At 46.8% G+C, this 22,867-nt stretch carries 19 protein-coding genes; 13 read left to right on the forward strand and 6 right to left on the reverse strand.

Translation table 11 applies throughout. The features are described from left to right. Positions 1–25: 25 nt before the first annotated feature. The 3 genes from NBH16_RS05730 to NBH16_RS05740 all read right to left on the reverse strand — a co-directional run bounded on the left by NBH16_RS05730 (position 26) and on the right by NBH16_RS05740 (position 3,381). Positions 26–472 carry an HU family DNA-binding protein gene (locus NBH16_RS05730; protein WP_022192632.1) on the reverse strand — a complete coding sequence of 149 codons (447 nt, stop codon included), beginning with the start codon at positions 470–472 and terminating at the stop codon, positions 26–28. 97 nt (positions 473–569) lie between these two features. Beyond that, entirely contained in the window at positions 570–791 is a 222-nt protein-coding gene (locus NBH16_RS05735) for a DUF4248 domain-containing protein (protein WP_022192633.1), read from the reverse strand. Positions 792–1,194: 403 nt separating this feature from the next. Further along, positions 1,195–3,381 (reverse strand): VapE domain-containing protein, encoded by a 2,187-nt coding sequence (locus tag NBH16_RS05740; RefSeq protein WP_250788214.1) that lies wholly within the window; start codon positions 3,379–3,381, stop codon positions 1,195–1,197. Between the two features lie 111 nt (positions 3,382–3,492). Between NBH16_RS05740 and NBH16_RS05745 the strand changes: the two genes are divergently transcribed. Then, positions 3,493–3,633 carry a hypothetical protein gene (locus NBH16_RS05745; protein WP_154396232.1) on the forward strand — a complete coding sequence of 47 codons (141 nt, stop codon included), beginning with the start codon at positions 3,493–3,495 and terminating at the stop codon, positions 3,631–3,633. Here NBH16_RS05745 and NBH16_RS05750 read toward each other — a convergent pair. Continuing rightward, positions 3,598–3,876 carry a hypothetical protein gene (locus NBH16_RS05750; protein WP_227793754.1) on the reverse strand — a complete coding sequence of 93 codons (279 nt, stop codon included), beginning with the start codon at positions 3,874–3,876 and terminating at the stop codon, positions 3,598–3,600. The genes NBH16_RS05745 and NBH16_RS05750 overlap by 36 nt on opposite strands. 180 nt (positions 3,877–4,056) lie before the next feature. Between NBH16_RS05750 and NBH16_RS05755 the strand changes: the two genes are divergently transcribed. Both NBH16_RS05755 and NBH16_RS05760 read left to right on the forward strand, forming a co-directional pair. Next, positions 4,057–6,291 carry an LruC domain-containing protein gene (locus NBH16_RS05755; RefSeq protein ID WP_022192213.1) on the forward strand — a complete coding sequence of 745 codons (2,235 nt, stop codon included), beginning with the start codon at positions 4,057–4,059 and terminating at the stop codon, positions 6,289–6,291. A gap of 188 nt (positions 6,292–6,479) precedes the next feature. Continuing rightward, positions 6,480–8,723 carry an LruC domain-containing protein gene (locus NBH16_RS05760; protein ID WP_250788215.1) on the forward strand — a complete coding sequence of 748 codons (2,244 nt, stop codon included), beginning with the start codon at positions 6,480–6,482 and terminating at the stop codon, positions 8,721–8,723. A 67-nt stretch (positions 8,724–8,790) separates the two neighbouring features. On the opposite strand, the gene NBH16_RS05765 is transcribed toward NBH16_RS05760, so the two are convergent. Further along, positions 8,791–9,753: a GNAT family N-acetyltransferase gene (locus NBH16_RS05765; RefSeq protein ID WP_122369415.1), complete on the reverse strand. Its 963-nt coding sequence runs from the start codon at positions 9,751–9,753 to the stop codon at positions 8,791–8,793. A gap of 3 nt (positions 9,754–9,756) precedes the next feature. After that, positions 9,757–10,674: a DUF2156 domain-containing protein gene (locus tag NBH16_RS05770; RefSeq protein ID WP_005863009.1), complete on the reverse strand. Its 918-nt coding sequence runs from the start codon at positions 10,672–10,674 to the stop codon at positions 9,757–9,759. Positions 10,675–11,050: 376 nt separating this feature from the next. Here NBH16_RS05770 and NBH16_RS05775 point away from each other — a divergent pair, with 376 nt between their 5' ends. From NBH16_RS05775 to NBH16_RS05820, 10 genes are all read left to right on the forward strand, one after another. Next, complete coding sequence (locus NBH16_RS05775; protein ID WP_008772423.1) at positions 11,051–12,430, forward strand: FAD-dependent oxidoreductase; 1,380 nt, start codon at positions 11,051–11,053, stop codon at positions 12,428–12,430. A 10-nt stretch (positions 12,431–12,440) separates the two neighbouring features. Next, entirely contained in the window at positions 12,441–13,901 is a 1,461-nt protein-coding gene (gnd, locus tag NBH16_RS05780) for a decarboxylating NADP(+)-dependent phosphogluconate dehydrogenase (protein ID WP_008772422.1), read from the forward strand. Positions 13,902–13,905: 4 nt separating this feature from the next. Continuing rightward, entirely contained in the window at positions 13,906–15,372 is a 1,467-nt protein-coding gene (gene zwf, locus NBH16_RS05785) for a glucose-6-phosphate dehydrogenase (RefSeq protein WP_005857714.1), read from the forward strand. A 4-nt stretch (positions 15,373–15,376) separates the two neighbouring features. After that, on the forward strand, positions 15,377–16,078 hold the full coding sequence (pgl, locus tag NBH16_RS05790; protein ID WP_196008767.1) for a 6-phosphogluconolactonase: 702 nt from the start codon (positions 15,377–15,379) through the stop codon (positions 16,076–16,078). A 249-nt stretch (positions 16,079–16,327) separates the two neighbouring features. Next, positions 16,328–16,852, forward strand: a complete 525-nt coding sequence (locus NBH16_RS05795; protein ID WP_250788216.1) for a nucleoside 2-deoxyribosyltransferase domain-containing protein — start codon at positions 16,328–16,330, stop codon at positions 16,850–16,852. Between the two features lie 88 nt (positions 16,853–16,940). Continuing rightward, positions 16,941–17,816 (forward strand): glucose-1-phosphate thymidylyltransferase RfbA, encoded by an 876-nt coding sequence (rfbA, locus tag NBH16_RS05800; protein WP_005863000.1) that lies wholly within the window; start codon positions 16,941–16,943, stop codon positions 17,814–17,816. 25 nt (positions 17,817–17,841) lie between these two features. Continuing rightward, complete coding sequence (locus tag NBH16_RS05805; RefSeq protein WP_005862998.1) at positions 17,842–18,918, forward strand: GDP-L-fucose synthase family protein; 1,077 nt, start codon at positions 17,842–17,844, stop codon at positions 18,916–18,918. Positions 18,919–18,943: 25 nt separating this feature from the next. Continuing rightward, positions 18,944–20,095 (forward strand): GDP-mannose 4,6-dehydratase, encoded by a 1,152-nt coding sequence (gmd, locus tag NBH16_RS05810; RefSeq protein WP_005862995.1) that lies wholly within the window; start codon positions 18,944–18,946, stop codon positions 20,093–20,095. A 107-nt stretch (positions 20,096–20,202) separates the two neighbouring features. Then, positions 20,203–21,348 (forward strand): OmpA family protein, encoded by a 1,146-nt coding sequence (locus tag NBH16_RS05815; RefSeq protein ID WP_005857701.1) that lies wholly within the window; start codon positions 20,203–20,205, stop codon positions 21,346–21,348. Positions 21,349–21,445: 97 nt separating this feature from the next. Further along, on the forward strand, positions 21,446–22,843 hold the full coding sequence (locus NBH16_RS05820) for an undecaprenyl-phosphate glucose phosphotransferase (protein WP_122369414.1): 1,398 nt from the start codon (positions 21,446–21,448) through the stop codon (positions 22,841–22,843). The last annotated feature ends 24 nt before the right edge of the window (positions 22,844–22,867 follow it).

Raw genomic sequence — 22,867 nt, forward strand, 5'->3', positions numbered from 1 at the left:
CCCCGTTTTTTCAATTCCCGATTCCTCAGATCTCATCCGGGCTCTCGCTATCGCTTCCCTTATTCTCGCTTGCCCCATACTCGGTGAGTTCCCTGATTTTCACGTCGAGTTTCAGCGTCGTGGGAGTAAGGTTGCCGGTAGCCCTCGCCCGGAGGCGTACGCCGGTGATGTTGGTGTTGGCGTTGAAATCATCGGCGGTAGGGGCCCCCGTGGTATGCAGGCCTACGGAGAAGATGGCGAGGTCGTCGATCTTTACGTTCTTGCCGTCCAGCAGCAACTCCTTGGTGCAGTTTACCATGTCCTTCAGCATGCCGTGGATGGCGCCTGTGGAGTAAGGGGTGTTGTGGCTGGCCATGTGTGCGGCTAGCCCCTTGATGTCTACGGTCTCGTCGCACACGGCACGTGCGTACCATTTCCCGAAGGCCGTCTGGTTCTTCTCGTTCTTGTTCTGGAATTTCATGAATCTGATCATAACCTATTGTTTTTGATGATGTCACAAAGATACGTCGCTGCCGTATCGAGTTGCGACTTATGGGGAGTTCGAGGGAATAGGGGGAGGTTAAAGGGAATTAAGGCTCACCCAGCGCCTCTACGATGGCCCGTACCATGGCGGGGGAGTAGAGGCGCTCGGTGGGCCGGTAGCCCATGTCGTGGAGGCGATCTGCCAGCCCGGGATAGATCGCTATCCAGTGTTGTAACTTGCGGTGAGCCGCCTTGGGAGTCATGGCGGGCAGGTAGGCTTGCGCCAGTTCCATCCGTCCGTAGGGCCGTATCCTGAATGTTGTTTCCATACCCCTAAGATACGGAATTATTATTGAAATACAAAGGGTTTCGCCGGATATCGCATGCCCTTTTTCCGGGGGGCTAGGCCTATATAACCCTAAGGCTTACGAGTCGTAAACCTTGGGTTTGGGGGGCGTAAACCTTGGGTTTGCGGGGGGGGACCCGTAAGCCTCGATGGTAGGGTACGATTCGGTACGATTACGGATTTTCCTGAAAAACACAAATCCTTGTATATGAGCGATCAGGCTTCCTTACGGTACGATGGTACGATTGGATCCAAGCGCTCACCGTATAAAAAACAGGTCTGTATAATATTGTTTATCAATCTATTATATCAAAAACCTAAAAATTTTAATAAGATATTGAATCGAATCGTACCATCGTACCCCCGGCCACGCCCCGGGCCGCTTGTCAGTGGGCTTTCAATTTACGCTCGGCCTCGATGAAGGTAGAGGTTTTCTCGATCACCAGATAACCGGTTTGCTTGCCGTTTCCCCTCCTTACGCACCTGAATCCCTGCTTCGTCATCACCTTGCCCAGCTGCCGGAGGCTGAGCGGCCTGCGGATGGCGCCCCATACGGTCAGCTTGGCGCCGATCTCGGCTAGGGTGAGGAAGATGGCGTTGCCGGCCTCTTCCTGCCCGGGCGTGGGCACGGCGAAGTAAACGGGGATCAACTGCCCCTCGTTGGTCTCCTCCATGAAGCCCTCCACGTGCTCCTCGAGGCCCTTTATCTCGTCGAGATCGAACCAATGCCGGAAGCCGTCTTTCGAGAGCTGGTAGGCTTGGGCGTATATCCCGGCGTAGGGGAGAGGATGCTCGAAGGGCGAGTCGATGCTCTCGATCTCGAAAGGGAGCCAGCGGCGGTTGCCCGAGGTATCGGTGAGGAATTGCTCCTTATTGCCGCTGGCGGCGTAGGAGGCGAGGCGTATGCGACGCTCCTTGTTCGTGGCGTAGACGGCCCGTACGATGATGTCGTCCGAGGTGATGAGCGACTTCAGGGTATTCACCTCGCGATCCGGCATGCTGTCGATCTCGTCCATGTTGATCAGCCCGAACTCGCAGAAACGTAGCATCTCATCCTTGTCCAGCCGTCCGGTGGCGCTCTGCTTGCTACGGTAACGGACGAGCTGGGGGGGCATCAGCCGGTCGATCCACGTGGTCTTGTAGATACCTTGCCGCCCGATGAGCACCAGTATCTCATGGTTCGTCACCTCGTCGGCCATCCATGAGGCTACCATGGCCACGAACCATTTCTTGAAGCAGGAGGTCCAGAGGGACTGCTTGGCGGGGTCTTTCACGTGCACCATGCCGCTCGCTTGGGAGATATAGTCCGTATGCCCGTCCCAAGGCGGCAGCTCCTCTATGAACTCGCGCAGCGGGTGTACCTCGTGGATGATGTCGCTGCTCAGCACGGCACGGAAGGTGGGCTGGTTGATGTTCTGGGAGGTCGTCCGGCAACACTCGCAGTAGAGCGAGTTGGTGTCGCGGTCTGTCATATCCTTCCAATTCGCGTTGGGGGAGGATTCCGTGTTGCGCTGCGTCTTCTGGCTGATGATATCGTAGCGCAGGGGCTTGCCTCGCAGGAATTGCTCCACGATCTCGGTGCGTGTCATTTTCCTCCTCCCGTCATCCGTCTCGCCCTCGTCGGCCACCCGTGCCTTCCGCCCCCCGGAGGTCTTGGTGTCCTTGGCCTTCCGGGCGGAAGGGCGGTGGGAAGGGCTCTCGCGGCACCCGAAGCTGGCCGTGGCCCGTTGGTAGACGGAGCGGACGAGGAGGGCGGGGTTCTCGTCGCGATAGTCGGCGTAGTTCATGGCGATCCACATCTCGGTATCGCTTTCGGACACGCCGTAGTCGTTCAGCAAGTAGCAGAGGCGCACGAGGTGGTTATGCCGTTGCCCCTGCATGAATGGCATCCGCCGCTCCACCAGCTCTCGTGCGTGGCGGCAGATCTCGTCGGAGGTCAAGGGCGTCGTCCCGCCGGAGTTCCCCGCGGTCTCGGGAGAGATGCCGGAGGTAGTCCGCACCGGCTCGGGACGTTCGCCATGCCCGTCGGGTACGAAAGCCGTTGCCGAGAGGTTGAGATAAGCCTCCGGGTCGTGGCATAACGAGCTGAGATGCACGATCGGCTCGCACGACGGGTCGTAGGGGAGCGACGCCTGCTCGGCGAAATATTGGTTGCCTTGCCGGAAGGCCTGCCGGTAATCGCCCTCGTAGCGGTAGAGCAGGTGGAGGCCGTTGCCCATCGAGCGATAGAGGAGAAGGGTCTCGGGCAAGGCCTTGAGACGGAGCGCCACCTCATGCGTCCGCTCTGCGGGCACCTTGTCGAAGTCTACTTGGCAAAGCCCCGTATATCGCGTTACGCACTCCTTTCGCCGGAATCCGGCGCATACGCAGGCGGGCATCAAGGCGGGAAATGCCGTCCGCTTCATCCTCGCCGTCACTTCGGGGTCGCCTTTCCGCATGGCACGCCTGTACTCCTCGGTCGTCGGTCGCAGCTCCTCGCCCACGATCCGGTTGTATATCTCAAGGATTGTCTCCATTCTCGGCTCCTCTTTCGACACGCAAGAGGCGTAAACAGGTAATTGTAGTTGTTCCATATGAAAATAAATTATTAATTTTGCTCAAATTAAGGCCTTTCCGCTTGCTTGGCCAAGAAAGTGTCCCTGCAGGGGACATAATATGCTAAAACATTCAAAAAAGAATTCTACATGGAAAAAACCGGAACATCCCAAACCTCCCGTGCGCTAACCGTACGTGTACTCACTTATCTGGACCGCCTTTATCCCCGCATGCGGCATACCTTCGAGCGGGAACTACATATCCGTCACGGCGTTTTCGCGCGGGCATGAATGGATCAACTCCAGCCCAACGAGGCGCTGTCCCTCGAGCAACTCATCATCGCCCACCGCCATATCCTCCGCTATTACGACGAGAAGATCGCCAAGGGCCTTATCCCTTCCGACACCGACCGCCTTCGCCGTGAACGGGAGTCTTGGCGTAAGGAGTTGCTTGAGTGGCTGGAGTAGGGGGGTAAAAGTGTGTTTTTTATTCTTTTTTAATACGGCATGAGATAAATATTGTCTATTTATCAATGGCTTTTTATTGGATATGTTATTAATTATAGTTAATTGATGTAATAATGTTTGCCTGTTGAAGGACTTCGTGTCATAATAAAGTCTACCTTTGCTGTCGATAATACTCAACAAGTTGATTAAAATATACAACTTTTTTTTTTAACAGTGTTATAGGGGAAATATTTAATGATTAAGCATATGAAGAGATGTATTTTTACGAAAGTGAAGTTCATGGCGCTGTTCCTGTTCGCGGCGCTGATGGCCGCTTGTACGGCGGATGTGTATGAGCCGAAGCCGGATCCTACTCCAACTCCGGAGCCGGAGATTCCGGAAAATCCAATTGTGGATATAGTGAACTCGATATCCAAGTCGAGAAACTTGACTGTAAATATAGTCGATGCTTATGATGGAAAATATTATTATACAATAGAGGCCTTTGCTGGCAATCCAGCTATTGATGAAAGGGCGAGATTGCTGGCAGGACAGAAAGTGAATAGTAAAGTTCCATTTAACGTGAATATAAGTATTCCGGATTCTGAAAATGAAATCTTTATACGTCAAACTGATCCCTTTAAGAGAAAAAGAGTTTATGCTTTTCCTGTTCAAGATGGTGATATGGTTTGTAATTTGGGTTCGATTGCCAATACTAAAAGCTCTTCTGGTTCAGTGTTGCGTAGCGCAAGTTACGAAATGCCAGAGGTTGATTTTAGTCCGTCAGGTGCGACTGCGATTAGTGGAAAGCAACAAATTAAAACTGGAGGAAAATATATCGTAAACAAGGATGCAAAGTTGAATATAAGTTCTTTACCGGGAGAGGGGAATTTTAGCTTATATATAAAAGGTGAAGCCAAACTAACCACTGATTACTTAACTTTGCAGAATAATGCGAAGATTTATATATTAAGTGATGGCGAGTTGACTGCTGGTAAAAACAATATAGTATTGAACTGTGTGGGTAACGCTCAAATAGCGGTAGAAAAGGATGGCTCTTTAGGAGATGATGATGATGACAAAAAATTGAGCTTGTCTTTCACGGCTCAATCAAGATTGATTAATCATGGAGATGTTGAGTTGAATGGAAAGAAGGCAAATGGAAATTATTCTTTGGCTTTAACTTCAAGTGCTTCAATTTATAATGATGGAGAAATGGACATTACAGGTGGGCTGTCTACTACTGATAAAACAAACCTCATTGTAAATTATGGAGAATTTGATATAGAGAAAACATTGATGTTAACAAATGGAGAGATATATAACGCTTGTGTTTTTGAGACGGATATATGCGATGTTAACGGTGGAACTATAATTTTAGCTTCCTATTCTGGTTTTGAGTGTGATAAATTTACGGCTGGTGGTTTGCACATGTATATGGATGCGTTTTCCATTTTTGATTGTACTGATGATGATAAAGATGCTGGAGTGCATTTTACGACGCAAACAAATTACATATCAGGTACGTCTGATAGCCCGGAATATGCGTTGTTTAGAGCAAATAAGGTAATATTAGGTGGTTGGAATAGTGTAGAGTATTCAGGTATGCTTGAGATCGAATGTGATCATCATGACAAGAATGTAAACTATTATAAACTGAATGCTCCGGCTACATTTGCGCAAGGACAAGCATCTGTAGAGATAGATGAAGATGATTGTAATAAAAATTCAGGAAATCAGAATCCGGGAGAAGGAGATGGAGATCAAGATCCGTCGTATGAAGAAGTTGAGACTTTACCTTATACTTATTTATTTGAGGATAATTGGCCTACTACCGGCGATTATGATATGAATGATTTGGTAATAGGTATCCAGATAAATAATAAAAAGATCGGGGGCAAGACGGAGTCTGCTAAAATCATCTATACGCTATATGCCACCGGCGCTACAAAGCAAATTGGGGTTGGTTTCCAATTGGATGGTATTCCCGCTTCGGCGGTTTCTGGCGCTGAGCAAGGACAGACGAATGCTGTGATCCAGTTGTTCTCGGATGCACATTCTCTATTAGGTAGCTCGGAAAGAACACCTATTAATACTTATAAGATAACAGCTGAGCCTGTAGTGAACGAAGTGACAGTTAATTTCAATACACCTATTGATGGAGTCATGAACGTTAATAATTTTAATCTCTTTATTGTTACCAATGGCTTTGATTCTGATCGTAGAAATGAAGTTCATATAGCGGGTTATAAAGGTACGGATAAAGCCGCATCTAGTGATAATAGTACGGCAGACTATGTGTCGAATGAGACTGGTTTGATGTGGGCTTTAAGTATACCTTCACAAGATTTCGCTACTTATCCTAAAGAGACGATTCGTATCGATGATGCTTATGAGGGTTTCGGGAGTTGGATTAAAGGTGATAATACGCCGGGGTGGTATTTAAATTATGTAGAGGACAATGTAATAAAATATGATCTCTTTACAAACAAAACAGAATGAAGAACTAGTTATGCGGAGGATGTGCTTTAAGGCACATCCTTTTGTTGTTCAATAAATAATATATCGATTCTATGATTGGCAACCAATGATGATGAATGTCTTGCCAACGCCAAAATGACGCTGTATTGACAAGGTTGTGGATTACTGAATGTTTATAGGGGATAGGTGAATAATAAAACTTCAATGATATGAAAACAATGATTAAATCAACAATGAAATGTGTCGCTATCGCGCTTTGCGTTCTATTGGCGGCGTGTACTACCGATGTGTACGAACCTAAGCCGGATCCGGTTCCGCCTACTCCGGAGAAGCCGGATCCGTCTTTGCCTAATGATTTCAATCAATCGACAGCTACTATTCGTCAAATGACTTTAACCGTAGAGGTGAATGATGAGTTCAATGGCCAGTATGATTACCAAGTATGGGTATATGACGTGAATCCTTTCTATGCCGATGATGCTAAACCATTATATGGTGGTGTGGCCAACGGGAATAAGCCGTATGTTCGCACGATGACATTGCCCCAAGCTTTAGAAACAATTTACATTATGCAGATTGATCCCCGAAAAGGAAAATCGGTGAAGACCGTATTAGTAGATCCCTCAATGAAGGATCTGGCTTGCGATTTTAAGCCAGCTTCTGCCGTTGGTACAACAACTAAATCTTTATTGAGAAGTGGAGAAGATAATTATAATTCAGGAAAAGCTAGATTGATTTCTGCCCAGGAGTTTTTTAATATGGCTTCTAAGGATAAAGGTTCTATTACTTTGTATGAAGGGGAGTATAAGCTTGTCGGAGAAGGTTATGAGGCAAAGGCCCTTACTCTGGTCGGAAGTGTGACATTATATGTAGAAGGGGCATTGTCTGTCTCAACTCTTATAGGAAGCAGTGGGGCTACTATTGTTTTGGACCAGAAGGGTAGTTTGAAAATCCTTGAAGCTGATAGACAATCACAAGGTAACGGCGCTAGGCTGGTTGTGAAAAGTGGAGCGAAGTTTGGAGAGCCGGATGATAGTTTTAAACCCGCTTACAAATTAGTTGATTATGATCTTGAGAACTATGGAGAAGTAATTCTTTCGGGATATAGATCGAAAAATCATGCTGTTGAGCTAATAAATTATGGTACGATTAAGGCTACTAATATTAATATGACAGCAGAAAATAGTGGCAATGGTGGACGGATAGAGAATCATTGTAAGATTAATGTTGAAGCCGGACTTTCGCTTTACAATGTTGGTATGTTCTTGGGTGCTTCTACTCTGCTTGAAGCAAGATATATGGATGCGAAAGAGATTGAGTGTGAAATGGAAAAATACTCGATTTTCAGAATTACGGATACAGATGATGTGTCAGGGCAGAATTTGGCATCTTTTAAAAGTTGGAACAAGATAGAGTGTAAGGATTCAGATTATGCCTTATTGGATTTCACGCAAATTAATTTATCGGGAGGAACGCTTTCGTTGGATGGGAATTTGGAATTGTTGGGAGACTTATGGAAAGGGAATGAACTTTCGAAAAATCTAACGTTGTCTGGTGGAAGTAAGCAGGTTGATAAAAACGCTTCAATTGCAATTCCTGCGGGCGATTGCACGGGTGATGGTAATCAAGGTTCGACAAATCCTCCTTCTAATCCTAATTATCCGATAGAAGTTCCCAATGGTCCCTACTATACATTCGCCATGGAAGATAATTGGCCTGCTTTTGGTGATTATGATATGAATGATTTGGTGTTGGGCATACAGAGTCAATTGGTTATGGACGGCGCAAACAATGTAGAAAGTATGATCTTAACTGTCAACTTGATTGCGGTAGGAGCTACAAAGACATTGGGAGCAGGTATCCAGTTTGATAGATTAACGACCGCCAAGATAACGAAAGCTTCTGTGCCGAATGGCGTGTTTGCCAATAATGGATATTTTGAATCGGCAAATGAAATAGAGTCGAATCCTTCTGCTGCGGTGCTACCTTTGTTTGATGATGCGCATAGGATTATGGGTAATGTGGATAAGCGAGTGCCCGTGAATACATTTAATAATGCTAACGATTATGGCATAAGAACTTTGCAATATGAGGTCGAATTCAACAGTCCTGTTTCATCAGATGATCTGGATATGTTCTATTTGAATTTCTTTATAGTAAATGGTGGTAATGCCCAGAATCGTTCAGAAGTCCATTTGGCTGGTTATAAACCGACTGATCGGGTTAAAGCTGAGACAAATAATTATGTTGCTAATGACCCTGACAATTCAGATAAGACAATGTGGGGATTTATTATCCCGATGAGTGATTTTAAATATGCGTCAGAAGTCGTTTCTATTGATCAAGCATACCCGGCATTTAAGGAATGGTCTGCTTCATCAGGCACAAGCCAGAAAAATTGGTATATGAATCCGGAAGAGAAATATGTTTATCATAAGCCGGTAAAGAAATAATAGTAGTTATATATTTATATATAAAATCCCCTAGCCAAAAATCGTCTTAGCTAGGGGATTTTCTTTGTCAGTCCAGCATCAAACTCATATAAGCCGTCCTCCCTTGGTACCCCATCAACTGTCGTGTTAGCGTTTGGTTATCCATTTGTTCCAAGTCTTTTTTGGAGACGGGGCTTTCGTGTTGTTTGGATAGCCAGAGGTGGATCATGCGTTTCGTGTCGATGATGCGGGCCATACCCATAGGTAAGGTACCCGGAGGGGTGGGAGGGGTATTGACCGTCGCTTGCGATATGTTATTTTGCAGGGTAAGCTCTTGCAATAGTAATTCCTTGATCTCTTCCGAGTCGTAAAGAAGTTCCTTGATAAAAAGCTTTTTGTCGGACGGCGCTGTACCCGCCTCAAGAGGCAGTGCGAAAGCCATGCCAACCACCTTCTCGTTCTCGTCCAAGGCTGTGTACATTCCTCCGTTATCTAATTGCAGATCCCGGAGTATTGTGATGAAATCATCCTGCGAGTGCAAGATACAGGAAGGGCGTTCACGTAATTTGCGGTTGAAATAAGCGAACAATTCGTCGGTTGTCGGTACCTCCGGTTGGATAACCGTTATCTTCGGGAGTTGAACCGGCGTATTCGGGCGGATATATGTCTCTACGGAATAATCGAATGCCTCGGTATAACCCTGTTCCCTATAATAGTCGAATAACCAAGGATCGGCAGGGATTAAGGCGGAGATAGCGATCTCACGCCGTTCCATTTCCTCGAATGTCTCTTGCAAGAGTTGTCGCATAAGCCCTTGCCCTCTTTCTTCCGGAGTCGTGCATGCCCCAGAGATATAGCCTACCGAGATCTCGGTACCCAAATAAGTCATCGTATAAGGAACTATCTGCAAGGCAGATACTATTTTACCGTCCTTCTCGATGGTCATTGCGTTCTCGTCCTTGTAAACACGATCAAAATAAAGGCTGATAAATGCCTCGGAATCCCCGAAGCAGGTACGCCATAAGTTTACGATTTGTTGTTTCTTGTCCATAATTTATTTAGTTTGCGTAAGTTGCTTTTTTATTGCGGCACTCTTCTCTAATAGTATGGTAGGCTGATAAGAAAGCTTCGCTTGGCGCAACCCCGGTATGCCGAGATCCTCCTCCCGGTTCACGTAAGTATACTGTTCCGGAAGGTGAGAAGCGAACTCTTGGTTAATCACCGTATAGGCACCGTCGAAATTCACATCCGCTTTCTCCACGTGAACCCCGAATGTATTATGGTTGATAGGGGCCCCGAAAGAGAAAGCGATAATCTCGTTATCCACCCGGAGAGCGCCACCGATCAGGCCTAGGCTGTCAAAATGATGCAAGGCATAGGTAAGGGAGCGACGTTCGTCATTAAGCTCTTCCTCGTCATTATCTCCATTATTTGCCTTATACCATTTACATTCCAGTTTCAGGCATTGCGGTACGATATCCGGCGTGATAGGGACATACTCGTACGAATAACGTTTCTTGAAATTATTGATATGATTACGCTTGGATTGATATTTCTTACCCCGTAAGGTAGCTAAATCCTCCCGTAAATAAATATAGTCGAAATAATCCCGCTCCGGGATATAGAAAAAGCTTCCGGGAAGTGCGCCTTCCAGTTGCTCCTTGGCGTCGGGGGTGATACCCAGCATACAGAGCGGATGTCCATATTTTAAGGAATCCTCTTCCAGCAAACGAACGGCACCCGCTAAATCTCCATCCCCGACAGGCATCATATAGGCGAAACGGCTCTTGTCCTCGATCATGAAACGGATTAATAAATAGCCATCCACGATAGCGAATTCGCTGTCATATAAGAAACGCCAACTGCACATGTTCGCGAATGAGAAATCACAATTGCGATAATCGCTGGGAAATGTAAATGAGGTTATGATCTCTTTGTCTTCTAACCTAATCGGTTTAAACGGTATATCCATAAATTTTCTTGTACTGTTTTACAACTGCAAATATAAAACTAAAATGCATGTGCGAATGTTTAGAATGGGAATAATAAAGGTGATATAAATACCATCACGATTCCCATCACGATTTGTAAAGGTAACCCTACCTTTACATAGTCCATAAATGTATATTTTCCGGTGGACTTAACGAGTGCGTTAGGTGGCGTAGAGAAGGATGAGGCGAAGCATATTGTCCGTTATTTTGTTGTTTCGGGAAAAATGGCTAAACTTATAGGTTGAACAGCCATTTTGTAAAATAGGGGCTGGAGCTATTTTTGCAATATGAAATTCGCAACAATTAGGTTAAAACGAATGTTATTTTAATGTCTAACGAAAAGAAGATAAATCAGAGATGAAAAAGTACGATGCGATTATTATTGGTTTTGGGAAAGGTGGAAAAACCTTGGCGGCGGATTTGGCCAACCATGGATGGAATGTAGCTGTGGTGGAGCGTTCGACGGGTATGTACGGAGGTACTTGTATCAATATCGGCTGTATACCGACGAAAGCGCTTGTACATTACGCTCAAGTGACAGGGTATCGCAGACCTTCTACCTTCGAGCAATATGCGGAGGAGTTTAAGCAGGCGATCCTCGCCAAGGAGAAACTGACCTCTTTGCTTCGTGAGAAGAATTTCAAGAATCTGGATGATCGGGAGACCGTAACGGTCTATACCGGAGAGGCTTCTTTTCGTTCCCCTTATGAGATTGTCGTGAAAACGGATACGGACTCTTTCTTGCTGGAAGGCGAGAAGATATTCATCAATACCGGAGCCACGACGATTATTCCTACGATAAGCGGTATCGAGGATAATCCTTACGTATATACAAGTACTTCCATTATGGAATTGGAGAAACTGCCACGGCATCTGGTTATTGTCGGAGGCGGATATATCGGGCTGGAATTCGCTTCCATGTTCGCCGGTTTTGGGTCGAAGGTAACGATCTTGGAGGCAGGGGAGGTGTTCATCCCTCGTGAGGACCGGGACATCGCCGATTCGGTGAAGTCCACGCTAGAGAAAAAAGGGATCACCATTCATTTGAACACGGTTGTGCAGACGATTGAGCAGGATGTTGAGCGGGCTGCGGTGATCTGCCGTAACGCTATCTCGGGAGATACCTTGCGACTGGAAGCCGAGGCGGTGCTTTTGGCTACCGGCCGTAAACCGAATACGGAAAGCCTAAATCTGCAGGCCGCCGGAATACAGACGACTAATCGTGGCGCTATCGAGGTGGATAGTAAGTTGCGTACCAATATCCCTAATATCTGGGCGATCGGGGATGTACATGGCGGATTACAATTCACCTATCTGTCTTTGGATGATTACCGTATTATCCGGGAAGAGCTGTTTGGTAATGGTTTCCGGAGCTTGGACGATCGGGAAGCAGTGGCTTATTCCGTATTCATCGATCCTCCGTTGGCCCATGTCGGGTTGAACGAGACGCAAGCCCGTAAGATGGAGAAAAATATAAAGGTGGCCAGCCTGCCTGCCGCCGCTATGCCTCGTACCCGTACCATCGAGCAGACGGATGGCTTGCTGAAAGCCGTGGTAGATGCGGATACCGGGAAGATCCTAGGATGTACCTTATTCTGCGCCGAGTCCAGCGAAGTCATAAATACGGTTAGCTTGGCGATGCGTCTCGGGCAAGATTACACATTCCTTCGGGATTCGATATTCACCCATCCGTCGATGAGTGAGGCTTTAAATGATTTATTTGGATTAATAAAATAAAAACATAAATATGAAAACATCAAATATTGGATTAATCGGCTTGGCTGTGATGGGCGAGAACCTTGCGTTGAATATGGAAAGTAAGGGGTTCGCCGTATCCGTTTATAATCGTACAGCGCCGGGAGAGGAAGGCGTGGTAGACCGCTTCATGAGCGGTCGTGGAAAAGGAAAGAATTTTATAGGAACCCATACGATACAGGAATTTGTTGAGTCTATCGAGCGTCCTCGCAAGATTATGCTGATGGTAAAAGCGGGTGCCCCGGTGGATGAGCTGATGGCTCAATTGATTCCTTACTTATCACCCGGCGACGTGATTATTGATGGTGGTAACTCGGATTTCCATGATACGGAACGCCGGGTGAAGGAGATGGAGGCGCATGGGATGTACTTCGTAGGTACCGGAATCTCCGGAGGCGAGATCGGAGCCTTGTACGGGCCTTCCGTGATGCCGGGTGGTTCGCCTGCCGCTTGGCCTTTGGTGAAGGATGTCTTGCAAAGCATCGCCGCCAAGCTGGACGACGGGACGCCTTGTTGCCAATGGATTGGTCCGGGTGGAGCCGGCCATTTCGTGAAAATGGTACACAATGGTATCGAGTATGGAGATATGCAGTTGATTTCCGAGGCGTATTCCTTATTGAAGAATCGTCTGGATCTGGACAATGAGGCCTTGGCTCGTATCTTTGAGGATTGGAACACGGGAGAGCTGGATAGCTACCTGATCGGTATTACGGCCGATATTCTCCGCTTCAAGGACGAGGCGGGGGAGGGCTACCTGCTAGATAAGATATTGGATGCCGCCGGCCAGAAGGGTACCGGTAAATGGAGCGCTATCGCCGCTATGGACGAGAATGATCCGCTGACATTGATTACCGAGGCTGTTTATGCCCGTATGCTTTCTTCCATGCAGGAAGAACGGAAAAAAGCGTCCTCGCTTTATCCGAAGAGTGGCGTGCTGGGGCAGACCTTGATCTCGGAGAAAGAGATCAAGCAGGCTTTGTATGCCGCTAAGTTGGTTTCCTATGCGCAGGGATTCTCTTTGTTGTACCAAGCCTCCAAGCGATATGATTGGCAGTTGGATTACGGTACGATCGCCAAGATTTGGCGGAAGGGATGTATCATACGCTCTGTCTTTTTGGAGAAAATTACGCAGGCTTATGAGAAGAACCGGAATCTGGAGAACCTCTTATTCGATGAGTTCTTTATTCAAAAGATCGAGTCTTCCTTGTTGGCTTGGCGGCAAGTGGTAGCCGAGGGTGCCTTGCATGGAGTGGCTTTGCCGGCGATGAGCTCGGGGTTGAGCTATTTCGATGGACTGTCTACCCCGCATTCCGCCGCTAATTTGATTCAGGCCCAGCGGGATTATTTCGGGGCTCATACTTATGAGCGGGTCGATTGGGAGCGTGGTAAGTTTTTCCATACCAACTGGACGGGTGAGGGAGGAAAGACGGTTTCTGGAACTTATAACGTATAAAGACATGAAGAAAGCAGATAATCAATTATTAGTTATATTCGGGGCGTCGGGCGATCTTACCAGTCGCAAGTTGCTTCCCTCTTTGTTCGAGTTATATGTTCGTGGCTTGCTACCCGACCGCTTCTGCATCTTGGGAGCCGCCCGTACCGCTTATGGCGATGAGGAGTTCCGTGCGGAGCAACATACGCATATCTTGGAGGCACAGAAGGGAAAGACCTACGACGAGGGCTTGATCGATGACTTCTTGGAGAATGTTTATTACCTCGCCTTCGATTCCACCAACGCCGATGAATACTACAAATTGCGTGAGCGCATCGAGTTCTTGCAAGAGAAACATGACTTGCCGGATAAGATCATCTATTACTTGGCTACCCCGCCGGTGATGTACGAGATCGTCCCGCAATGTTTGCTGGAGAGTGGTTTGAACAAGACCGAGTCTCCGGATGGTTTCCGGCGGATCATCGTGGAGAAGCCGTTTGGCACCAGCTTGGAGTCTGCCCGCCAGTTGAATGATCATTTACGACATATCTTCCATGAGGAGGAGATTTATCGTATTGACCATTATCTGGGGAAAGAGACCGTGCAGAATATCTTGGTATTGCGTTTCTCGAACGGTATTTTCGAGCCATTGTGGAATCATAATTATATCGATTCCATCGAGATTAGCGCTACTGAGACCTTGGGGGTGGAGAATCGAGGGAAATATTATGATGGAGCCGGGGCGATGCGGGATATGATCCAGAATCACTTAATGCAATTGATGTCGTTTATCGCCATGGAATCTCCCTCTATATTCGAGCCGGAACCGATTCGTGACGAGATCGTGAAAGTATTCCGCTCCATACGCCCGTATACGGTGTTGGATATGGATAAGATGGTTGTCCGTGGACAATATATCGGTTATCGGGAAGAGAAGAACGTAGCTCCTGACTCGAATACCGAGACGTATGTGGCGATGAAATTCTTTATCGATAACTGGCGCTGGAGCGGTGTGCCCTTCTATTTCTATACGGGAAAGAAGTTGCCGGAGAAGTCATCGGAGGTAGTGATCCACTTCAAGTCTACGCCCCATCAACTGTTTGTCGGTCAATGTTCGGGAGGTTCCTGCAATAAATTGACCATCCGTATCCAACCGAACGAGAGTATATCCTTGAAGTTCGGGCTGAAAATGCCGGGAGCCGGTTTCGAGGTGAAGCAAGTCAGCATGGACTTCCGCTACGATTCCCTCTCGAAGAGCTATCTTCCTGACGCTTACGAGCGTCTGTTGCTGGATGCCATGCTGGGCGATTCCACCCTGTATGCTCGTAGCGACGCTTTGGAGGCTAGCTGGAAATTTATCGATCCGATCTTGCTCCATTGGAAAGAGGAGGGTTCGAAGAACTTATTCTTCTATGAGCCGGGCGAGGACGGACCGGAGGAAACTGTTATTTTAGGTGCGGAAAAGAAAGTCTGCGCCTGCCAAAGAAGATAATTTTATGGAAATAAAGAGATACAATGAGATGAAAGAGGCGCTTCGGTCGATGACGGAGGACATGATGGCGATGATTCGCCGCAAAGACTTCGCTCCGTTTAACTTAGCGCTCTCGGGAGGGGAGACGGCGAAGCATATGTTTTCCCTCTGGGTAGATGAGTATAAGGATAAGATTGACTGGAATAACATCCGTTTCTTCTGGGTGGACGAGCGTTGTGTTCCACCAACGAGTCCGGATAGTAATTACGGTCATGCGAATCATTTGCTTTTTAAGCCTTTGTGTATCCCGGCGGATCATATCCACCGGATCAAGGGCGAGAACGAGCCGGGTACCGAGGCGATGCGTTATTCATGGGTCGTAAAGGAATTCTTGCCGTTGTTCAATCAAATGCCTACGTTCGATTGCATCATCCTCGGCGTAGGTGAGGATTCCCATACGGCATCCATTTTCCCTACCACCATGGAGCTATTGTCGGATAGCCGTAACTATGCGGTATCCCAGCAACCTTCTACCGGCCAATACCGGATCACCATGACGGGACCGCTTATCTTGAACGGCGCCCCCTTATTGGTCCCGATACTGGGCACGAACAAGGAACCCGTAATCCAGAGGCTCTCCAAAGGCTATTTCCCCTCAAACGACACGCCTGCGGCCTATATCTTATCGCATGCCGTACAGGCTACGATTTATGGGCTGAACCCATGATTTTGCTACATGCCGAGTCCTTCCAAAAAACATGTACGTGTTTTCGAAAAAACACGTACATATACTCCTCTCCTTGGAGAAGATATACTGCAAGTACCCTAGGAGATATACTTCACCGTCCAAGTAAGTACTACTTCTCGTGATATCCTATTAGTATATACAAGACTGTTGCCCACATTTAAAGTGAATGTATTTGTTGGATTCATGTTTTTTTGCGAAGTTTGTTGCTTGAAAAGTAAGCTTTGAGACATGAATATGAGAAATATTGTACTGTGTATATTATATTTGTTTTTGGTGCCGATGGGAGGGTTTGCCCAATCTGAGGTCGTTGTCTTGTATCCCGATACTGAAAATAAGGATTTGGATGAAGCTGTATACCAAAAAATCTTTTTGGCCGGCACGATCGATATGGGGAAAAGCGTGGATTGGCAGAAGGCTACCTGCGACTGGTTCCGGGCGCTTCCGGAGGGACGGTATCTCTTGTTCAATCCTCGTAGAGATAAAGGGTTGAGCGGGGAGATGTCCGATTTTGAGCATCAAGTGAATTGGGAACTGGAGCATCTGGAGAAAACCGATCTGATTATCATGAACATTCTGGCGAGCAGCAAATCCCCGATAACTTTATTGGAGATGGGGCTGTTTATGCGCTCCGGAAAGTTGCGGGTGATTTGCGAGCCCGGCTTTTACCGCTATGATAATGTGCGCTTAACTTGTGCGCGCTATGGCGTCCCATTGTATCAGAATATGGACGATTTTTTGAAAACCATGCGCTAATCTATTATTATTTGTTTAACTTTGTATAGTTTTAGGGACGGTGTGGAATCGATCCTAAGCGAGTATTGTCGAACAAAATGGAAAGAATATGAAAGGTATAGTTTTAGCCGGTGGATCGGGTACCCGCTTGTATCCGATCACTAAAGGAGTTTCCAAGCAACTTCTACCTATTTATGATAAGCCGATGATTTTTTATCCGGTATCCGTGCTCATGCTGGCAGGGATACGGGAGATTCTTATTATATCGACCCCTCAGGATTTGCCGGGCTTTCGTCGTTTACTGGGCGATGGCTCCGATTATGGCGTTCGTTTTGAATATGCCGAGCAGCCTTCGCCGGACGGATTGGCGCAAGCTTTCATCATTGGAGAGCGCTTTATTGGCGATGACTCCGTTTGCTTGGTGCTTGGTGATAATATCTTTTACGGACAGAGCTTTACCCGTATGTTAAAAGAGGCCGTTGACAAGGCGGAGAACGAACAAAAAGCGACCGTGTTCGGTTACTACGTAAACGATCCGGAACGCTATGGCGTGGCCGAGTTCGATGCGGATGGGAACGTCCTCAGTATCGAGGAGAAACCGAAGGAACCGAAATCGAATTACGCCGTGGTAGGATTGTATTTCTATCCGAACAAGGTGGTGGACGTGGCCAAGAATATCAAGCCTTCCGCCCGTGGAGAGCTGGAGATCACTACCGTGAACCAGTGGTTCTTGAAGGATGGGGAGTTGAAAGTGCAGCTATTGGGACGTGGATTCGCTTGGTTGGATACCGGGACTCACGACTCGTTGTCTGAGGCATCTACTTTCGTGGAGGTGATCGAGAAGAGACAGGGACTGAAGGTGGCTTGTCTGGAGGAGATCGCTTTCAAGCAAGGATGGATTGATGAGAAGCGACTTGAGCAAGTGGCTTTGCCGATGATTAAGAATCAGTACGGCCAGTATTTGATGAGGTTGATTAATAAGTAGAAGTAGTTCAGAATACGAGATATCGATGGAAAAAGACAGTAAAATATTTGTTGCCGGTCACCGGGGTTTGGTAGGCTCCGCCATTCTGAATAATTTGCGTAGCAAAGGGTATACGAACTTTCTGCTTCGTACGCATGCGGAACTGGATCTGACGGATCAAGCCGCTGTGAACGAGTTTTTTGCCGCTGAACGGCCGGACTATGTGTTCTTGTCGGCGGCGCACGTCGGCGGTATCATGGCGAACAGTCTGTACCGTGCCGATTTTATCTACAATAATTTGATGATCCAGAATAATGTCATTCATGCCTCTTGGAAAAACGATGTAAAGAAATTATTATTCTTGGGAAGCACCTGCATCTATCCCCGTGAGGCTCCGCAGCCGATGCCGGAGGATTGCTTGCTGACATCTCCCTTGGAATATTCCAACGAGCCTTATGCGATCGCCAAGATAGCGGGTATCAAGATGTGCGAGAGTTACAACCTGCAATACGGTACGAACTATATCGCCGTGATGCCTACTAACCTCTACGGGCCGAATGATAATTTCAATCTGGAGACCTCGCATGTGTTGCCAGCCATGATCCGTAAGATCCATCTGGCGAAATGCCTGCATACAGGAGATTGGGAGGCCTTGCGTAAGGATATGGACATTCGTCCGGTAGAGGGCGTGTCTGGGAAGGCCTCCGAGCCGGAGATACTCTCCGTATTGGATAAACAGGGTATCTGTCCGGGCGAGGTGGAGCTGTGGGGAACCGGCAAGCCGCTTCGTGAGTTTTTATGGAGCGAGGAGATGGCCGACGCTTCTGTTTATATCATGGAACACGTGGATTTCGAGGATGTCCGCCAGAAGGAGGGCGAGGTCCGGAATACACATATTAATATAGGTACGGGTATCGAGCTTTCGATCCGTGAGGTCGCCGAACTGATCCGGCGAGAGATCGGGTTCGAGGGCGAGTTGAGGTTTAACTCGTCCAAGCCGGACGGTACGCTTCGTAAGCTGACGGATGTAAGCAAGTTGCATGCCTTGGGTTGGCGCCATACGATCGAGATCGAGGAGGGCGTGAAGCGACTCTATGAATGGTACTTGGGAATTGAAAAATGAGAATTGAAAATTGAAAATTAGAGAAATGGGCAAAGTAGCGTTAATAACGGGTATTACGGGACAGGATGGGGCTTATCTTACTGAGTTCTTGATTAAGAAAGGATATACGGTACATGGTATCAAGCGTCGTTCTTCCATGTTCAATACGGATCGTATCGATCATTTGTATCAAGACCCGCATGTGGAAAACCGTAATTTGATTCTGCATTATGGCGATTTAACGGATAGTTTGAATCTTACACGTATCATTGGCGAGGTTCAACCGGACGAGATCTATAATCTGGCCGCCATGAGCCATGTAAAAGTAAGTTTCGACACTCCCGAATATACGGCGAATGCGGATGGTTTGGGCGTATTGCGTATCCTAGAGGCGGTCCGCTTGCTGAACTTGATCCCGAAGACACGTATTTATCAGGCATCTACATCTGAGTTGTATGGCTTGGTGCAAGAGGTGCCGCAGAGGGAGACTACTCCTTTCTATCCGAGAAGCCCTTATGCGGTAGCGAAACTATACGGTTACTGGATTACGGTGAATTACAGGGAGGCCTATCATATGCACGCTTCCAATGGCATCTTGTTTAATCACGAGTCTCCATTAAGGGGAGAGACATTCGTGACCCGTAAGGTAACCCGGGCGGTTTCACGTATCGTTTTGGGTATGCAAAAAAAGGTTTATATGGGTAATCTTTCCTCCAAACGGGATTGGGGACACGCAAAAGATTACGTGCGTGCCATGTACGCTATTTTGCAACAAGATGAACCCTCGGATTATGTCATAGCTACCGGGATTACTACCACGATTCGGGACTTTATCCGTATGGCTTTTGAGGAAATTGGCGTGGGAATCCGCTTTAAAGGAGAAGGGATAGACGAGGTCGCTATCTTAGAGTCGATAGACGAGGGATTGTTCGTCAAGAAGGTTGGTGATGCCTATCTGGAAAACTTTAAGAAACGTGTGGGTGAGGAAGTTGTAGGAGTAGATCCGCAGTATTTCCGCCCTACGGAAGTAGAGTTGCTGATCGGTGACGCTACGAAGGCACGTACTCGTTTAGGGTGGGAACCGGAGTATTCATTAGCGGCTTTAATTGAGGATATGATGAAGAACGATATAAAACTAATGAAGAAGGAGTCTTATCTGAAAGAGGGGGGCTATAAAATTTTGAACTATTTCGAGTGAGTTCGAAACAATTTGAAGATTTTATTTGTTGTAATTACAAAAAGAGTTAATTTTGTGCCAATTTTAAGATATTAGGTAATTGATTGTTTAATTAAAATGTTGAAAATATGAAGACTAAGGTTTTACTTTTAGCTTTGTTATCAGGTTTTGTATTCTCTGTGGCAGCACAGGAATATCAACCGCAGGTGGGGTTCAGCAATGAGGCTGGTTATAAGACTAATTTCAAGAAGAATAAAGCTCGCGACAATTGGTTTATTTCAATTGCGGGTGGAGCCAGCGTATTGTTAGGAGACCAAAATGGAGAGGCTGATTTCAAGAATCGTTTAAACTTCGCTCCACAAGTATCTTTTGGTAAGTGGTTTAATCCGTATTTAGGATTCCGTACCCAGTTAAATGGTGGTATTATCCACGGTTTTGAAGGTGATGGCGCACAGTTTATGCAACATAATAAATATGTAGCCGCTCACGTAGACTTGTTGTGGGATGTTACTAACTTCTGGGCTCCTTACAGAGAATCTAAAGTGTTCCGCTTGATTCCTTGGGTCGGTTTTGGTTATGCGCAGCGTTTCAAGACTACAGAGTCTTATGATCGTCCAAGAACGGAGTCTCCTACGTTGAACGCTGGTATCTTAACCGCTTTCCGTTTGAGCAAACGTGTTGATTTGAACGTTGAGATCCAAGGTTCTTTGTTGAACGAGCAGTTTAACCGTGTCGAGATGAATCACCTGACAGATGGTATCGTTCAGTTGAGCGCTGGTTTGACATTCAAATTGGGTAAGACAGACTTCGAGGTATTGGAGCCGATGGATTACGCTTTGTTGAACGACTTGAACGGCCAGATCAACTCTTTGCGTGCTGCTAACGATGAGTTGAGCAAACGTCCGGTTTCTTGCCCTGAGTGCCAAGAGACAGTTACTGAAGTTGTAAATAACTACGTTGACAATGTGGTTTACTTCCGCATCAACAGCGCTAAGATCGACAAGAACCAGCAGATCAATATCTATAACACAGCTGAGTTCATGAAGAACAACAACGCTCCGATCAAGGTAGTTGGTTACGCTGATAAGAAGACGGGTACTTCTGATTATAACATGGGTCTTTCTGAGAAACGTGCTAGAGCGGTCGCTAAGGAACTTATCGATAAATACGGTATCTCTTCTAGCCAGATCACTATCGAGTGGAGAGGTTCGGACGAACAACCTTATGGCGAAAATAGCTGGAACCGTGTAGTAATTATGAGCGCTAATAATTAATTTACGAATTAATACTTTAAAAAGGCCGTACTTCTAAGTGCGGCCTTTTTTTTTGCGCCGAAAAATACTTACTTTTGTGAGAATTTATCGAATTGCTATGATATTGAACAAAAAACATGGTTATTTAATCCAATGGCTGATTGGTGTAGGAGATTTGATCGTATTGAATCTCTTGTTTATGGCCGTTTTTCATCTGCTTGGCCCGAAATACACGGAAGCGATATCCTATAATTTGAGAGAGGTTATTCTGTTATTGAACTTCTGTTATTTCTTCTCTTTATATTTTATCCCGATTCAATTGCATCAGGCGGTCGTGTTTATCGACAAGATTGTGCAACGGGCGTTCGGATTGGTTACCGTACTTATCTTCTTGTTCGCTACTTGTTTGATCTTCTTGAATGTGGGAGATGTTCTGGCAACCTTCCTCTTGGTCTATTACGGGGTTTCTATCATCTTGTTTTCGCTTTGGCGGGTTTTGGTGCGCCTATCTTTAAAGTTGTACAGGCGAAAAGGCTATAACTTTAAGAAGGTGGTGATTGTGGGGGCCGGAAAGAATGGTATGGAGCTTTACCAAGTCATGAAAGATGATTTGAGCTATGGGTTTAGCGTAAAGGGATTCTTTGATGACAATGACTCGTTGAAAGACGTTTTACCTAATTACTTGGGCAAGACGAGCGAGGTGGAAGCGTATGTGCTGGAGCATGATATCGATGAGATTTATTGTACCTTGCCGGGTACGAACAACGGAAAGATCGTACGGCTTCTGAATTTCGCCGAGAAGAAGATGGTGCGCTTCTATATCGTGCCCGAGTTTTACCGGGATGTAAAGAAGAGTATGGTGATGGAGGTGATGGAATCGATCCCATTGCTGACGGTCCGCCGAGAGCCTTTGCAATCCGCCTATAACCGGTTCTTGAAACGAACGTTCGATATATTTTTCTCTTTGGTGATTTTGCTCACGATTTATCCGATCCTGTACATCGTGGTCGGTATAATGATCAAGTTAAGCTCACCCGGCCCGATTTTGTTTAAGCAGAAACGTACGGGATTGTATGGGCGTGACTTCGAATGTTTCAAATTTCGTACGATGAAGGTGAATGCGCAGGCTGATACCTTGCAGGCCGTTAAGAACGATCCTCGGAAGACCCGGATCGGCGATTTCTTGCGCCGGACGAATCTGGATGAGTTCCCTCAGTTCGTGAACGTCTTGCTGGGCGATATGTCCGTGGTAGGCCCTCGTCCGCATATGCTGAAGCATACCGAGCAGTACTCAGCGTTGATCGATAAGTATATGGTGCGGCATTTGGTGAAACCGGGAGTAACGGGGTGGGCGCAAGTCACCGGTTACCGGGGTGAGACCAAGACGCTGGAGCAGATGGAAGGACGTGTGAAGAGAGATGTGTGGTATATAGAGAATTGGACGTTTTTCCTTGATTTAAAGATTATTGTGGTTACGGTACTGAATATGTTCAAGGGAGAGAAGAATGCGTATTAATCCGATTTGTTGCACACTTTTTGC

It is taken from the genome of Parabacteroides sp. Y3-G-102 (assembly GCF_023656845.1).
Taxonomy (GTDB): domain Bacteria; phylum Bacteroidota; class Bacteroidia; order Bacteroidales; family Tannerellaceae; genus Parabacteroides; species Parabacteroides distasonis.